The sequence below is a fragment of the Cryobacterium sp. MP_M3 genome (assembly GCF_015752155.1).
Lineage (GTDB): Bacteria > Actinomycetota > Actinomycetes > Actinomycetales > Microbacteriaceae > Cryobacterium.
Map to the genome: position 1 here is coordinate 48,853 of NZ_JADOVI010000010.1, position 15,753 is coordinate 64,605.

A 15,753-nucleotide genomic window follows, 5' to 3' on the forward strand; every position below is an offset into this window, starting at 1 on the left:
CAAACGGCCCTCGGCCTGCGCCCGGCATCCGCCCACCGTCCCGCACCTGCCGGCATCCATTCCGATTCAGGTATATGCATCGGCGGGGTCGCCGGGAGCCAGGGCAGCGAGCAGGCGTCGAAGGACTCCGTCGACACCCATTCCATTCTCTGATCTCTTTGATAACCTAGAGAACATGCGTTCTCTGCGCAGGTGAGGTTGTGTGGATTCGATGGACGAACGACGTGACGCCCAGGAGGCCGCGATCGACGCGGCGGACCGGCTGTTCTATGCCCGCGGCATCCAGGCGGTCACCATGGATGAACTGCGCTCGGAGACGGGGATCTCCCTGAAGAAGCTCTACTCGCTCTTCGACTCGAAGGAGGCGATCCTGCTCGCTGTGCTCGACCGGCGCCACGACCTGTGGACCTCCGGGATCGCGCGCGCCGCCGACGCGGTGTCCACCCCGGCGGACAAGCTGCTGTCCATCTACGATTTCCTCCACGACTGGTTCACCGACGGAAACTACCGGGGTTGCGGTTTCATCAACGCCTTCGGCGAGCTCGGCGCCACGGTTCCCGCCGTCGCCCTCGCCGCGCGGGAACAGAAGGAGTCGTTCCAGCGCTACGTCGCCGACCTCGCCGAACAGGCAGGGGCTCCGGCGAGCCTGGCCCCGCAGCTGGCCATCCTGGCCGAGGGCGCCCAGACCACGGCGGCGATCTCGGGAAGCGCGGATGCCGCCCGCTCGGCCCGCGAGGCCGCGGAGATCCTCATCGACGCGGCTTTGCGGCGCTGAGGTCGGCCTCCGGCTCCGGGACCAGTGGGGCTCCGTCGCCGGGCCGCAGGTCCAGGCGTCGCAGCAGCTGCGCGTTGAGCGCGACGACCACCGTGGACGCGCTCATCAGCAGCGCCCCGACCTCCATCGGCAGCACGAACCCGACCGGGGCAAGGATGCCGGCTGCGAGCGGCACCGCGAGCAGGTTGTAGCCGGCGGCCCACCAGAGGTTCTGGGTCATCTTGCGGTAGCTCGCCCGGGAGAGGGTGATCACCGAGAGCACCGACCGGGGGTCATCGCTGGCCAGGATGACGCCGGCGGAGGCGATGGCGACATCCGTTCCCGCGCCGATGGCGATCCCCACGTCGGCCTGGGCCAGGGCCGGGGCGTCATTGACGCCGTCGCCGACCATCGCGACCTTCCGCCCCTCCCGCTGCAGCTCGGCGACCTTCGCCGCCTTGTCTCCAGGGCGCACGCCGGCGAAGACCCGGTCGATGCCCAGCGCCCCGGCCACCGATCTGGCCACGGCGTCGGCGTCGCCGGTGATCATCACGACCTGGATGCCCAGCCGGTGCAGCGCGTCCACGGCCTGTGCCGACTCGGGTCGCACGGTGTCGGCGAGGCCGATCGCACCGATCACGCGTCCGTCGCTGAAGACGTGCAGCACCGTTGCTCCCGCCGCCGCCCAGCCGGCGGATTCCGCGAGCGGCGTCGCGCCGTAGCGCTCCAGCATGCCCGGCCCGCCGACGCCGACCTCTCGCCCATCGACCGACGCGGTCACGCCGAGCGCGGTCGACGCCTGGAAACCGCTCGCCGCATCGAGGCGCAGACCGCGAGCGCGGGCTTCTGCCACGATGGCCCGGGCGAGCGGATGTTCGCTCTCGCCCTCCGCAGCGGCCGCCGCCGCCAGCAGCTCGTCGTCGGTGCTGCCGGGAGCAGCCAGGGCGGACAGCGTCGGCCGCCCTTCGGTGAGGGTCCCGGTCTTGTCGAAGAGCACGGTGTCGACCGTGCGCATGCTCTCCAACGCCAGCCGGTCCTTGACCAGTACCCCGGCCTTGGCCGCCCTCTCGGTGGCGATCGAGACCACCAGCGGGATGGCGAGCCCGAGGGCATGCGGGCAGGCGATCACGAGCACGGTGATGGTGCGGATGACGGCATCCTGCGGGTTGCCAAGCAGGGTCCAGGTTGTAGCCGTGATCACGGCGGCACCGAGCGCGAACCAGAAGAGCCAGCCGGCGGCCCGGTCGGCGAGGCGCTGGGCGCGCGAGGACGACCCCTGCGCCTCGGCCACGAGCCGCTGGATGCCGGCGAGCGCGGTGTCTTCGCCGACAGCGGTGATTCGCACCCGGAGGGCGGAGTCGGTGGAGACGGTGCCGGCGACGACCTGGTCGCCGGGGCCGCGGCGCACCGGCCGGGACTCGCCGGTGATCATCGATTCGTCGACGTCCGCCGTGCCCTCGGTCACGGCGCCGTCCGCCGGGACCCGGCCCCCGGGTCGCACCACCACGGTGTCGCCGACCTGGAGCTCGGACGGGAACACGATCGTCGTCTCGTCGCCGTCGACCCGCTCGGCCTCGTCGGGAAGCAGCGCGGCCAGCGACTCGAGCGCCGTCGAGGTCTGGGCCAGTGAGCGCATTTCGAGCCAGTGGCCGAGCAGCATGATCACGATCAGGAGCGCCAGCTCCCACCAGAAGTCGAGCCGCCGGTCGAGGATGCCGAGGCTCGCGCCCCCGGAGGCCAGGAAGGCCACCGAGATCGCCAGCGAGATCAGCAGCATCATGCCGGGTTTCCTGGCCTTGACCTCGTCGACGGCGCCGGCGAGGAACGGCCGACCGCCCCAGGCGAAGATCACCGAACCGAGCAGCGGCGAGACCCAGCCGAGCCAGGGCAGCGGGGGAAGCCGGTAGCCCAGGATCATCGCGAACATGCCGCTGGACGCCACCACGGGCATGGCCAGCACGAGCATGATCCAGAACAGGCGGCGGAAGCGGGCGACGTGGCCGCCGTGGCCGGCATGGGACATCGGGCCGGGCCCCGTGGTCGCTGCCGGATGGGATCTCTCAGCGTCGTGATCCATACCGGCAGGATAGTCCCGGAGGTCTGCCCCTCCGCCGGGGTCGGCGACGCCGCCGCTAACCTGCCTCGGCCGCCGGGTCCGTGGTCGACGTCATCCCCAGGCCTCGCTTCGACTCTCGGGGTTGGTGCCGGGTTTCGGCTGGAGCGTGCCCTGGGCGGTGAGGGCGAGCACGATGGGGTCGCAGATGACGCCGCCGAAGGCGCCATCGGCATCCGCCAGCGTGAAGCCCAGCAGGACCGGTGCGCCGGCCGGGTCGCGCAGCACCCGGCCGGCGTAGACCCCGGGCGCGGCGATCGGTTCGGCGAGATCGAAACGGAACGGCCCGAGCGGGCCGTCGGCCGGGGCGGTATAGGTGGCGGTGCGCGCGGACACGCCGGCCGCGATCACGTCGGAGGCGGCCGCGCAGAAGACCAGGACGTGCCGCCCCGCAACCTCGAGAACCTGGATCACCTCTGCCTGGCGAAAGCCCGACCGATGACTGAGGGGCGCGGCGACCTCCCACTGCTGCAGATCGTCCGACACACAGTGGCCGATCGAGCCGTGCACCTGACCGTCGACGCGTGGCTCCCTGGCGGTGATGAGCATGTGCCACCGCCCGTCGCCGGCGCGGAACACCCACGGGTCGCGCCAGGGCTCGTCGAACTCCGGCGGCTCCGCGGCCGTCGAGTACCAGCGGGCGTCGGCCGTCGCGACGGGTTCGGTCGAGACCCGTTCCCACGTCACGAGGTCCGGCGAGACGGCGTGGCCGATCCGCTGGATCCGGGTGCGGCTGCGCTTCTCCACCCCGGTGTAGAACAGGTGCCACTCGCCCGCGGCCCGGACGATGCTGCCGGTCCAGACTCCCAGGTCGTCGAAGTCGCCGTCCGCGCCCGGGCCCAGCGCGTCAGCCAGTGCCGTCCACTCGCGCAGGTCGGGCGAGACGGAATGCCCGATCCGGGCGTTCGCGTGGCGCAGGTCGGCGTCGCCGAGCGAGGTCGGGGCCATGAGGTAGAAGGCGTGGTATGAGCCGGCGTGCTCCACGTACCAGGAGTCCCACACCCAGAAGCCGTCTCTCTCGATCACGGTGCCCCACGTCCTTGTAGTTTCCCGGGCAGTTCGCGCCGAACGCCCTGCCGTTGCGGTTTTGTCTTAGTTTCAGATCTGAAGATAGTACCGACGGATTCGGGTGAATCTCCCGAGTTTTGCCAATTCTAATAAAAGTTTCGCTCAGGTATTGACGTACATGATTTCATCATGAAAGTATCTAGCTCAACAACGACGTTGAAGGAGGTCGATCGCATGACGATTACCGAGCGCAAGACAAGCCTGCACCGGGATATTGCCCCGCAGCCCACGGTGAGGAAAGGCCGTCGAGACTCCCAGCTCCGGGCCGCGATACTCTTCCTGATTCCCGCGTCGATCGGCTTCGTCGTCTTCTTCGCCTGGCCGGCCGTGCGAGGCCTCTACCTCAGCTTCACGGACTACAACCTGCTCCGTCCGCCGACATTCATCGGCTTCGACAATTATCTCGCCATCTGGAGCGACCCCGTCTTCTGGAACTCCCTCAAAGTCACGCTCCAGTACGTCGTGATGAACGTCGGCGTTCAGACCGTTGCCGCGCTCGGCCTCGCCGTGCTCATGCAACGGTTCACCCGCTCGATGGTCGTGCGCGGCGTCATCATGCTGCCCTACCTGATCGCCAACGTCATCGTGGCGCTGGTCTGGTTCTGGCTGTGCGACTACAACCTGGGAATCATCAACGCCGCGCTCGACTTCTTCGGCCTCGACAAGGTGGGCTTCTTCGGAAACCAGGACATCGCGATGGGCACGATTGCCATGGTCAACGTCTGGCGGCACCTCGGCTACACCTCCCTTCTCCTCTTCGCGGGGCTGCAGGCCATCCCGAAGGACGTCTACGAGGCGGCAGAAGTCGACGGCGCCGGGGAGTGGCGGGTGTTCCGCAGCGTCACGCTGCCGCTGCTGCGACCCGTGCTCGCCTTCGTGCTCGTGGTCACCGTCGTCGGATCATTCCAGATCTTCGACACGATCGCCGTGACGACGGGCGGCGGGCCGATCGACGCCACCCGGGCGATCAACTACTACATCTATCAACGCGCCTTCGAGCGTCTGGACTTCGGCTACGCCTCTGCCCTGGCCGTCATCCTCATGATCATCCTCGCCGGGGTGGCCCTGTTGCAGAACAAGCTCCTCCGCGCCAACGAATCAGACCTGGAGAGGTAGCGCCATGACCATCATCGCTTTCAAGGCCAACCGCGCCGCGAACCGGGCGTCCAACGAGGACGACCCCGCCCTGGCCAAGTCGAAGGTCGCCAAGTTCTTCGGCCGCCTCGCACTCGTGATCGTGATCCTGATCACCCTGTTCCCGATCTACTGGATGTTCCGCACCGCCTTCAGCAACAACCGGGCGATGTTCTCCGAGCCGCTCAGCCTCCTGCCCGTGGACTTCACCTGGGGGCCGCTCAAGCGGGTCCTCGGCCTGGCCACCCCGGCGGAGGCCCTCGCGGAGGGCGGTTCCGGAGCGTCCATCAACTTCGCGCAGTACATGCTCAACTCGATCCTCGCCTGCACGCTCATCACGGTGCTCCAGGTCACGTTCAGCTCGATGGCCGCCTATGCCTTCGCCCTGCTCAACTGGAAGGGCCGCGACAAGGTCTTCAGCATCTTCCTGATCGCGCTGATGGTCCCCGGCATCTTCACCCTGCTGCCCAATTTCATCCTCGTGAAGGACCTCGGCCTGCTGAACTCGATCATCGGGATCGCCCTCCCCTCGATGTTCATGACCCCGTTCGCGATCTTCTTCCTCCGGCAGTTCTTCCTCGGGATCAACCGCAGCATCCTGGAGGCTGCCGTCATCGACGGAGCCCACCAGTGGCGGATCTTCCGCACGATCGTGGTGCCGCTCGCCTGGCCGCAGATCATCACCCTCGCCATCCTGCAGTTCATCCAGTACTGGAACGACTACCTGTGGCCGTTCCTGGTCGGGCAGAGCGAACAGTCCAAGCTCCTCACCGTCGGCCTGGGCATCTTCAAGTCCCAGACCCCGCAGGGGAACCCCGACTGGGCCGGGCTGATGGCCGGCGCCCTGGTGGCGGCGGTGCCGATCTTCATCCTGATGCTCGTCTTCGGTCGCAAGATCGTCGGTTCGATCCAGTCCTCCGGCGTGAAGTAGCCCCGGAGACCGTCACACCCCTACCCGCTCCTACCCGCTTCACCCCCTTCCCCAACACCAAGAGAAAGCGAAAGAACCATGAAGATGAACCGAGTGGCGATCCTCACCCTCGCCGCGATTCCTCTCGTGCTGACCGGCTGCTCCACGGCCGCGTCCTCCGATTCGGCATCCGGGACCACCCTCAGCTACGGGCTGTGGGATGCCAACCAGGCGCCGGCCTACAAACAGTGTGCCGCCGACTTCCACAAGGCGAACCCTGACATCACCGTCAAGGTCGAACAGCTCGGCTGGGACGACTACTGGAACAAGATCAACACCGGTTTCGTCTCCGGCGAGAACTATGACGTTTTCACCAGCCACCTGGCCAACTTCCCCGAGTTCATGCTCAACAAGCAGATCCTCCCCCTGGACGACTACATCAAGGCGGATGGCGTCGACCTCAAGGGCTACCAGCCTGGGCTGGCCGACCTGTGGAAGGGCGACGACGGCAAGCAGTACGGCCTGCCGAAGGACTTCGACACGATCGCGATGTTCTACAACAAGCAGCTCACCGACGCTGCCGGCCTCACCGCAGACCAGCTGGCCACCCTCGACTGGAACCCCACCGACGGTGGGACCTACGAGAAGGCCATCGCGCACCTCACCGTCGACAAGAACGGTGTTCGCGGCGACGAAGCGGGCTTCGACAAGGCCAACGTCGCCACCTACGGCCTCTGGATGGAGAACTCGGGCGGCAGTGATGGCCAGACCCAGTGGAGCTTCCTCGCCCACACCACGGGTTGGGACGAGACCAACGGCGCCTGGGGCGACAAGTACAACTTCGACGACCCCAAGTTCCAGTCCACGATCGACTGGTGGTACTCGCTGGTCGAGAAGGGCTACATGCCCTCGTTCGAAGCGCAGACCGGTATCGGCTGGTCCGACCAGCTCACCGCCGGCAAGGTCGCCATGGCCAGCAACGGTTCGTGGATGACGGGCGCCGTGTTCGGAGCCACGAGTGACACCTTCACGCCGGCAATCGCTCCGACTCCCGTGGGCCCCAGTGGAAAGCGCGCGTCGATGTTCAACGGCCTCGCCGACAACATCTCGGCCACCACCAAGCACCCGGACCAGTCCTGGAAGTGGGTCAAGTACCTCGGCTCGGTCGAGTGCCAGTCGGTCGTCGCCAAGGCAGCCGTCGTCTTCCCCGCCATCCCGGCCGCCACGGACGAAGCCATCGCCGCCTTCACGGCCAAGGGCATCGACGTGAGCGCCTTCACCACCCAGGTGGCTGATGGAACGACCTTCCTCTACTCGATCACGGACCACCGCTCGGATGTCTCCGCCCTGGTCACTCCCGCCATGGAAGCGATCATGTCGGGCAAGGCGAAGGCGTCGTCGCTGACCGCGGTCAACGACCAGGTCAACGCGCTCTTCAAGTAACCGCAACTCAGCACAGGCCGCCCGGCAGGGCTCGGATCGCGACAGCGAACGGGCCCGGCCGGGCGGCATCACCACACGAACATCGGACTCTGCCGTGGCCTTGCAAGACACCCTTCTCCAGAACGACACCCTGCTCGAACTCGTTGCCAACGGAGTCTCCTTCCAGGTGGACGTGTCGTCGGGGACACCGGCCGTTGTCTACTGGGGCCAGGATCTCGGCTCGGCGTCGCGGCCGGAGGACCTGAGCCTGATGCTGCACGACGGGGTCCCCCAGTCGAACATCGACGAACCGGAGGCCCCGGGAATCTGGCGGGAGAACGCCCGCGGACACCTCGGCCGGCCGGCGGTTCTCGGACACCGCGACAGTCAGGACTGGTCCCAGCTCTTCGCCATCACCAACGTCGAGGAGACCAGCACCTCGCTGGTCATCGACTCCGTCGACACCGCGGCCGGCCTCAGCGTGTCGGTCTCCTTCGACATGCAGCCGTCGGGCGTCCTGCTCATCTCCCAGACCGTGACGAACACCGGACTGGATTCATTCGACCTGGCCGAACTGACCACCTGGCTTCCCCTGCCCGACCACGCCGTCGAGACGATGGACTTCACCGGCCGCTGGCTGAAGGAGCGCCAGCCCCAACGACGCCCGATCCAGGTCGGCACCTGGGCCCGCGAGGTGCGCGAGGGCCGCTCGAGCCACGACTACACCGTCGTGCAACTCGCCCTGTCCGAGGGTGCGGGCTACAAGGACGGCTCGGTGTGGAGCACGGGCCTCCTCTGGAGCGGCAACACCCGGCACCTGGTCGAACGCCTGCCCTCCGGCCACACCTCGATCGGCGCCGGGGAGCTCCTGCTGCCCGGTGAGTCCGTGCTGCAACCCGGCGCGAGCTACACCGGCCCCACCGTCGCAGCCACCTTCTCCTCGGCCGGAATCGACGGGATGACCGACCGGCTCTACCGCTGGCTCCGGGCGCGCCCGGAACACCCGTCCACCCCCCGCCCGCTCACCCTGAATGTGTGGGAGGCCGTCTACTTCGACCACGATCTCGTCAAGCTCGGTGAACTCGCCGACGTCGCCGGCGAGATCGGCGTCGAGCGTTTCGTGCTCGACGACGGCTGGTTCCGAGGCCGGCGCGACGACTCCGCCGGCCTCGGCGACTGGGTCGTCGACCGCGTCGTGTGGCCCGACGGCCTCGGGCCCCTCGTCGACCGGGTCAAGGCCGCCGGCATGCAGTTCGGGCTCTGGTTCGAGGGCGAGATGGTCAACGCCGACTCGGAGCTGTACCGGGCGCATCCTGAGTGGATCTTCCAGGCCGGCGGACGCATCCCTCCCGAGTCCCGGCGCCAGCAGGTGCTCGACCTCGGGCACCCGGGAGCCTACGAGCACGTCCTGGGCCAGGTCGACGCGATCCTGTCCGAGTACGACATCCCCTACATCAAGTGGGACCACAACCGGGTGCTCACCGAGGCCGCCCACCTCGGCGGCGCCGGAGTACACCGGCAGACCGAAGCCATCTACCGCCTGTTCGACGAGTTGAAGCGCCGCCACCCCGGGCTGGAGATCGAATCGTGCTCGTCGGGCGGGGGCCGGGTCGATCTCGGCATGGCGGCCCACGCTGACCGGTTCTGGACCTCGGACTGCAACGATGCCCTCGAACGCCAGTACATCCAGCGCTACACGCAATTCGCGATCCCGCCCGAGATGCTGGGCTCCCACATCGGCCCGACCCGCTCCCACACGACCGGCCGGGTGCACAGCCTGCCGTTCCGGGCGATCACGGCCCTGTTCGGCCACGCTGGAATCGAATGGGACGTCACCGAGGCCACCGAGTCGGAGCGACTGGCACTCGCGTCGTGGGCGGCCTATTACAAGAGGAAGCGCGGGCTGCTCCACTCCGGCCGGATGGTGCGGGTCGACCAGCCGGACGACACGTCCTTCGTGCACGGCGTCGTCGCCCAGGACGGTGCGGAGGCGCTCTTCGCCTATGTGCAGCTGGCCGCGGCCTGCGGCAGCAACCCCGCACGCTTCCTCCTGCCCGGACTCGACCCGGACACGCGCTACCGGGTTCGGATGTTGGAACCGGCCGGAACGTCGGGGGTGGTGCAGATGAAAGCCCCGCCGTGGACGACCGATGGAGTCGAGGCGACCGGCCTCGCCCTCGCGCTGGTCGGTCTCCGGCCGCCGATCCTGCTGCCGGAGAACGCTATCCTGATCGAACTCGAACGTCTGTAGCCAGGCGCATCCGGCGGGCGCTCCGCCGGGTGCGCCGGGCCGTCCCGACTGAACGGAGCATCACCGCCATGGTCCTACTCGAGGCCGTCGAACCCAGATTTCGCGCGCCCTCGAGCGAACTGGCCCGGGAGGTACTCATCCACGGTCCCATCCTGCGGAGCGACCTCGGCCATCGGCTCGGCCTCTCCCCGGCGACCCTCACCCGGCTGACCAGGCCGCTGATCGATCGCGGGCTCCTGATGGAGATGCCCGAACAGCTCGACGGCGCGATGGGGCGGCCGGCGAAACCGCTCGACGTGCGGGCGGATGCGCGGCAGTTCATCGGGATCAAGCTCACCGGCGACGAGGCGGTCGCCGTGACGACCGACCTCAAGGCCAACGAGGGGCGCCGCGCGGAGCGGCCGCTTCCGAACCATGACGTCGCCGTCGTCGTCGACGTCATCGCCGAGCTGGTCCACGAGCTGGCGAACGAGCAGGAATTCTGCGCCATCGGCATCACCGTGGGCGGGGCCGTCTCCGACCAGCGCGTCGTCGATCGCAGCGCCTACCTCGGCTGGCAGTCCGTGCACCTCGCGGATGAGGTCGAACAACGCCTCGGGATCCCCGTCACGGTCGAAAACGACCTGGTCGCCCTCACGATCGCCGAACACTGGTTCGGGCTGGCCAGGGGGCTCTCGAAATTCGCCGTGATCACCATCGGCGCCGGGGTGGGTTACAGCCTCGTCATGTCCGACAAGGTCGTCAGCGGCTCCGACCGCGGGTTCGGGCGCGGCATCCACTTCCCCCTCGACCCCACCGGGCCGCTGTGCTTCCTCGGCCATCGCGGCTGCTCGACGGCGATGCTGACCATTCCGAGCATCCGGGCGCAGGTCGAGGTGGGGATCGGCGCATCCGTGTCCTACCCGGATGTGCTCCGGCTGGCGAGGCAGGGCAACCCCGTCGCCCTCACTGTGCTCCAGGTCTCCGGCCGGGCCCTGGGCCACTTCATCGCCGCGGTCGCGAACCTGGCGATGGTCGAGACCGTGGTGCTCGCCGGCGAGGGGATGTCGATGCTCCCCGTCGTCGAGGACGAGATGTGGGCGGCGATCCACGCCGACCGCGACCCGGAAGCCGATGAAATCGACCTGCGGCTCGACGACGAGGGCTTCCCGTCCTGGGCTCGCGGCGCCGCGGCGGCGGCCATCCAGCAGACGCTCGACACCCTCGCCACCACACCGTAGGCCGGCCGGCACGTCCCGGCGAGGCCGGAAAGGCTCGTAGCATGGCGGAAGAACCCAGGGAGCAAAAGATGAGAATTGCAGTCACCGGCGGAAGCGGCAAACTCGGCAGGACCGTCGTGCGGAGGCTCACCGAGGAGGGGCACGAGGTGCTCAACCTCGACCGGGCCGGGGAGAAGAGCCACGGCCTCGTGCTGATCGACCTCACCGACTACGGCCAGGTGCTCGACGCGGTCCTCGGCGTCGACGACCGGCACACCGGGTTCGACGCGATCGTGCACCTCGGGGCCATCCCCGCCCCGGGACTGGTCCCCGACGTCGCCACGTTCCACAACAACATCCTCTCCACCTACAACGTGTTCCAGGCGGCCCGGCGGGCGGGCATCCGCCGCCTGGTCTACGCGTCGAGCGAGACGGTGCTCGGCCTGCCGTTCGACACCGACCCGCCCTACCTCCCCGTGGACGAGGAATACCCGGCCCGGCCGGAGAGCACCTACTCGCTGGTCAAGCACCTGGAAGAGCAGATGGCGATCCAGCTCACCCGCTGGGACCCCACGCTGAGCATCACCGCCCTGCGGTTCTCCAACGTGATGGACACCGAGGACTACGCCGCGTTCCCCGCCTTCGACAGCGACGCCACCCGGCGCAAGTGGAACCTCTGGGGCTATATCGACGGCCGCGACGGTGCACAGGCCGTGCTGCGCGCGCTCGAGAACGCCCAGCCCGGCTTCGAGGCCTTCATCATCGCCGCCGCCGACACGGTGATGAGCCGGCCCAACGCCGAACTCGCCGCCGAGGTGTTCCCCGGCGTCGAGTTCCGCAAGCAGGTCGGCGCCAACGAGACCCTGCTCTGCATCGACAAGGCCAGGCGGATGCTCGGCTACGCCCCAGAGCACAGCTGGCGAGACCACGCCACGCCGCGACCCTGAACCTGTCAGCTTGCTCATCCAATCCCGGGTCCGCCCAGCGGGCACTCAGCCCATCCCCCGTACCGTGGTTGACGGAGTCCCCCACTCCACACGATCGGCCCCGGCCCCCACCCCGCCTCCCCCAGGCGTGGTGCAGCCGGGGCTTTTCGCGGCCGCCGCCGAACTCGTCCGCCGGAGTCCGAAACCCACAGGTGGAAAAACCCCGCCCGAGGCATAGAATCGATGCTGTATTAACGACGCATGCCTTCCCCGGACCTGGTCCGCGTGTCGTCAATCGCGATCTTTGCCGCCGTTGGCTGAGATGCCTTCACCGCCCGGCCGCCTCTCGATCAATCCAATCAAGCCACTACCGTGGTGCTCCGCCTGCAGCCGAGCACCGGTGGCTGGAAGGGCTCTTACTCACGCGATGACATTCCCCCGCGACAACTCAGTGGCAGAACCTCCACCTCGGCCCGCATCCTGATCCACCGTCATTCTGACAAGCAGAACCCCATTTCCAGGCCGATACCGAGCAGGGCACCACATATGACTTCTCCGCAGAACCCCCTTTCTCACGCCGAAACGCTCGACCGCCTGCACAGCCTGCGCGGCGTGCTGTTCGACCTCGACGGGGTGCTCACGCCGACCGCGGACGTGCACATGCACGCGTGGTCTCGCCTGTTCACCCCTTACCTGGAGGAACAGGGCGTCTCCCCCGCTTACAGCGACGCCGACTACTTCGAGTACATCGACGGCAAGCCCCGCTACGACGGTGTGCGCAGCCTGCTGGCCTCCCGCGGGATCACGCTCCCCGACGGGCTGCCGACGGATGCCCCCGACCAGGAGACCGTCTGCGGGCTCGGCAACCGCAAGAACGAGGCCTTCAACGAGACCCTGGCCGAAGAGGGCGTGACGCCCTACCCCGGCTCGATCGATTTCCTCGACTTCGTCACGAGGGCCGGGCTGCTCGTTGCCGTCGTCACCAGTTCGCGCAACGGCGAACTGACCCTCGCCGCCGCGGGCATCCGGGACCGGTTCGAGGTCGTCGTCGACGGCCTGCTCTCCGCCTCGCGCGGACTCGCCGGCAAGCCGGCCCCCGACACCTACGAGCTGGGCGCCGAGCTGCTCGGCCTCACTCCCGCGGAGTGCGTCGTCGTGGAGGACGCCCAGTCGGGCATCCAGGCCGGCCGCGCAGGCAATTTCGGTCTCGTGCTCGGCGTCGACCGCGGTGTGGGCAGGCAGACCCTGCTGGGCGCGGGCGCCGACATCGTGGTCTCCGACCTCGACGAGCTCGTGCCCGCATCCGTCACCATCACCCCGAACAACACCTCAGCCACCACGGAGGCGAACGCATGAACCTGAACCCCTCGGATCCCCTCGACCGCAACCGGTTCCCCGTCGACGAGTGGGCGCTCGTCGAGAACGCCTTCTCCGGCGAGGACATGGGCCGCACCGAGACCCTGTTCGCGGTAGGCAACGGCTACCTCGGCCTGCGCGGCAACGTCGACGAGGGCCGCGACGGCCACGTGCAGGGCACCTACATCAACGGCTTCCACGAGACGTGGCCGATCCGGCACGCCGAAGAGGCCTTCGGCTTCGCCCGCGTCGGCCAGACCATCGTCAACGCCCCGGATGCCAAGGTCATCCGCATTTACGTCGACGACGAGCCCCTCGTGCTGACCCTGGCCGACCTGCTCAGCTACGAGCGCCGCCTGGACTTCGCCGACGGCGTGCTGTCCCGCTCCCTCGTCTGGCGCACGCCGTCGGGCAAGCGCGTGCTGATCCGGTCCCGCCGGGTGGTCTCCTTCACCGAGCGCCACCTGGCAGTGCTGCAATACGAAGTGACCATGCTCGACGCCGACGCCTCGGTCGTCATCTCCAGCCAGATCCTCAACCGGCAGGACGGCATGGGCGAGTACGACGCCCCGAAGGCCGCCAACGGCAAGGACTTCGACCCGCGCAAGGCGGAGTCGTTCACCGACCGGGTGCTGCAGCCGCGGTTCAAACGCGCCGCCGACGGCCGCTACCTCCTCGGTTTCCGCTGCACCAATTCGGGCATGACGATCGCCTGCGGCGCCGACCACGCGATCGACACCGCCAACGAGTTCGAGGAGTCGTCGCAGATCGGCGACGACATCGCCAAGCATGTCTACAAGATCAAGGCAACGCAGGGCAACGTCATCCGCATCACGAAGACGTTGAGCTACCACACCTCCACCGGCGTGCCCACCCACGAGCTCGCCGACCGTTGCGACCGCACCCTCGACCGGGCGCGCAAGGAGGGCCTCGAGGCCATCCTCACGGCGCAGCGGGACTGGCTAGACGCCTTCTGGGCCCGAACGGATGTCCAGCTCGCCGGCCAGCCCTCGCTCCAGCAGGCCACCCGCTGGAACCTGTTCCAGCTCGCCCAGGCGTCGATGCGCGCCGACGGCCAGGGTGTGTCCGCGAAGGGGGTCTCCGGCTCCGGCTACGGCGGCCACTACTTCTGGGACACCGAGGTCTACGTGCTGCCGTTCCTCACCTACACGTCCCCGAACGCGGCGCGGAACGCCCTGCGCTTCCGGCACGCGATGCTCGACCACGCCAGGATGCGCGCGCGCGAGCTGAACCAGCTCGGCGCCCTCTTCCCGTGGCGCACCATCAACGGCCTCGAATCCTCGGCGTACTACGCCGCGGGAACGGCGCAGTACCACATTGACGCCGACGTCTCCTATGCGCTCGGCCAGTACGTGGCGGCGACCGGCGACGAGGACTTCCTCTCCCGCGAGGCGATCGACATCCTCGTCGAGACCGCCCGGATGTGGGCGGACCTCGGCTTCTGGCGCGGCAACGGCAACGACGTCTTCCACATTCACGGCGTCACCGGGCCGGATGAGTACACGACCGTCGTCAACGACAACCTGTACACGAACATCATGGCCAGGGCGAACCTCCGCTCCGCCGTCACCGCGGTGCGCCGGCTGCGTTACATCGACATCGACTCCTACAACGCCATGGTCGCCCGGCTCGGCCTGGACCAGACCGAGGTCGTGGAATGGGCCTTCGCCGCCGAGGCGATGCACATCCCCTTCGACGAGACCCTCGGCATCCACCCGCAGGATGCCCAGTTCCTCGAAAAGGAACGCTGGGACCTGTCGGCGACGCCGGCGGCCAACCGGCCGCTGCTGCTGCACTACCACCCCCTCGTGATCTACCGCTTCCAGGTGCTCAAGCAGGCGGATGTCGTGCTCGCCCTCCTCCTTCAGGGCGACCAGTTCACGGCCGAGCAGAAGCGCGCCGACTTCGACTACTACGACCCGATCACGACCGGCGACTCGACCCTGTCCGACGTGGTCCAGTCGATCATCGCGGCCGAGGTGGGCTACCACGAGCTGGCCCTCAAGCACTTCACCTCCGGCCTCTTCGTGGACCTCGCCGACCTGCACCACAATGCGGCGGACGGTGTGCACGTGGCCTCGGCCGGCGGCGTCTGGAGCGCGCTCGTCTACGGCTTCGGCGGCCTGCGCGACCACAACGGGCGGATCACCCTCGACCCGCGCCTGCCGGTCGACTGGGAGGAACTCACCTTCCGGATCACCCTCAAGGGCACCCGGGTGCGCTTCGACCTCCGGCAGAAGGAGATCGTCCTGACGATCGAAGAGGGCGACGCGGCCAGGCTGGCCGTGCGCGGGGTTGCCTTCGACCTCGTGGCCGGCCACCCGGTGACCGTCCCGCTGTCCCACCAGGGTCTGCGCGACTCCGGCGCCCCCTCCCCCGCGGCGATCGAGGGCGGCCACCGCGCGGACGGCACCGTCATCACGTCGTCGATCCCCACGATCGCGCACGTGTTCGACTTCGAGGTCAACGACTGACCGGCGAAGTCAGCGACTGACCAGGAGAGGCCCCCACTCCCGCGGGGGCCTCGCAGCGCATCCACCCAGCCAACCTGCACGGCTCACGCCCAGGCCGCCGCGCTCATCCTCGTCGTCGTCGGCTG

Annotated in this window: 11 protein-coding genes; 9 read left to right on the top strand and 2 right to left on the bottom strand. The window is 68.3% G+C overall.

Going from position 1 to position 15,753, the window contains the following annotated elements; genetic code table 11:
* Positions 1-211 precede the first annotated feature (211 nt).
* Entirely contained in the window at positions 212-775 is a 564-nt protein-coding gene (locus IWX89_RS12330; RefSeq protein ID WP_196903856.1) for a TetR/AcrR family transcriptional regulator, read from the top strand.
* Here IWX89_RS12330 and IWX89_RS12335 read toward each other — a convergent pair.
* Positions 750-2,831, bottom strand: a complete 2,082-nt coding sequence (locus tag IWX89_RS12335) for a heavy metal translocating P-type ATPase (protein WP_307836543.1) — start codon at positions 2,829-2,831, stop codon at positions 750-752. The genes IWX89_RS12330 and IWX89_RS12335 overlap by 26 nt on opposite strands.
* 90 nt (positions 2,832-2,921) lie before the next feature.
* Positions 2,922-3,893 carry a glycosyl hydrolase family 32 gene (locus IWX89_RS12340; RefSeq protein WP_196903857.1) on the bottom strand — a complete coding sequence of 324 codons (972 nt, stop codon included), beginning with the start codon at positions 3,891-3,893 and terminating at the stop codon, positions 2,922-2,924.
* Between the two features lie 216 nt (positions 3,894-4,109).
* Here IWX89_RS12340 and IWX89_RS12345 point away from each other — a divergent pair, with 216 nt between their 5' ends.
* From IWX89_RS12345 to IWX89_RS12380, 8 genes are all read left to right on the top strand, one after another.
* A complete protein-coding gene (locus IWX89_RS12345) occupies positions 4,110-5,051 on the top strand; it encodes a carbohydrate ABC transporter permease (protein ID WP_196903858.1) in 942 nt (313 codons plus the stop codon).
* Positions 5,052-5,055: 4 nt separating this feature from the next.
* Positions 5,056-6,000: a carbohydrate ABC transporter permease gene (locus IWX89_RS12350; protein WP_196903859.1), complete on the top strand. Its 945-nt coding sequence runs from the start codon at positions 5,056-5,058 to the stop codon at positions 5,998-6,000.
* A gap of 78 nt (positions 6,001-6,078) precedes the next feature.
* Complete coding sequence (locus tag IWX89_RS12355; RefSeq protein ID WP_231383235.1) at positions 6,079-7,422, top strand: sugar ABC transporter substrate-binding protein; 1,344 nt, start codon at positions 6,079-6,081, stop codon at positions 7,420-7,422.
* A gap of 94 nt (positions 7,423-7,516) precedes the next feature.
* On the top strand, positions 7,517-9,652 hold the full coding sequence (locus tag IWX89_RS12360) for an alpha-galactosidase (protein WP_196903860.1): 2,136 nt from the start codon (positions 7,517-7,519) through the stop codon (positions 9,650-9,652).
* A 68-nt stretch (positions 9,653-9,720) separates the two neighbouring features.
* The gene (locus IWX89_RS12365) at positions 9,721-10,872 is read left to right on the top strand and encodes an ROK family transcriptional regulator (RefSeq protein WP_196903861.1); all 1,152 of its coding nucleotides are present in this window, start codon (positions 9,721-9,723) and stop codon (positions 10,870-10,872) included.
* 68 nt (positions 10,873-10,940) lie between these two features.
* On the top strand, positions 10,941-11,798 hold the full coding sequence (locus IWX89_RS12370; RefSeq protein WP_196903862.1) for an NAD(P)-dependent oxidoreductase: 858 nt from the start codon (positions 10,941-10,943) through the stop codon (positions 11,796-11,798).
* Between the two features lie 525 nt (positions 11,799-12,323).
* Positions 12,324-13,133 carry an HAD family phosphatase gene (locus IWX89_RS12375; protein WP_196903863.1) on the top strand — a complete coding sequence of 270 codons (810 nt, stop codon included), beginning with the start codon at positions 12,324-12,326 and terminating at the stop codon, positions 13,131-13,133.
* On the top strand, positions 13,130-15,628 hold the full coding sequence (locus tag IWX89_RS12380) for a glycoside hydrolase family 65 protein (protein ID WP_196903864.1): 2,499 nt from the start codon (positions 13,130-13,132) through the stop codon (positions 15,626-15,628). The genes IWX89_RS12375 and IWX89_RS12380 overlap by 4 nt, the downstream gene beginning before the upstream one ends.
* Positions 15,629-15,753 lie beyond the last annotated feature (125 nt).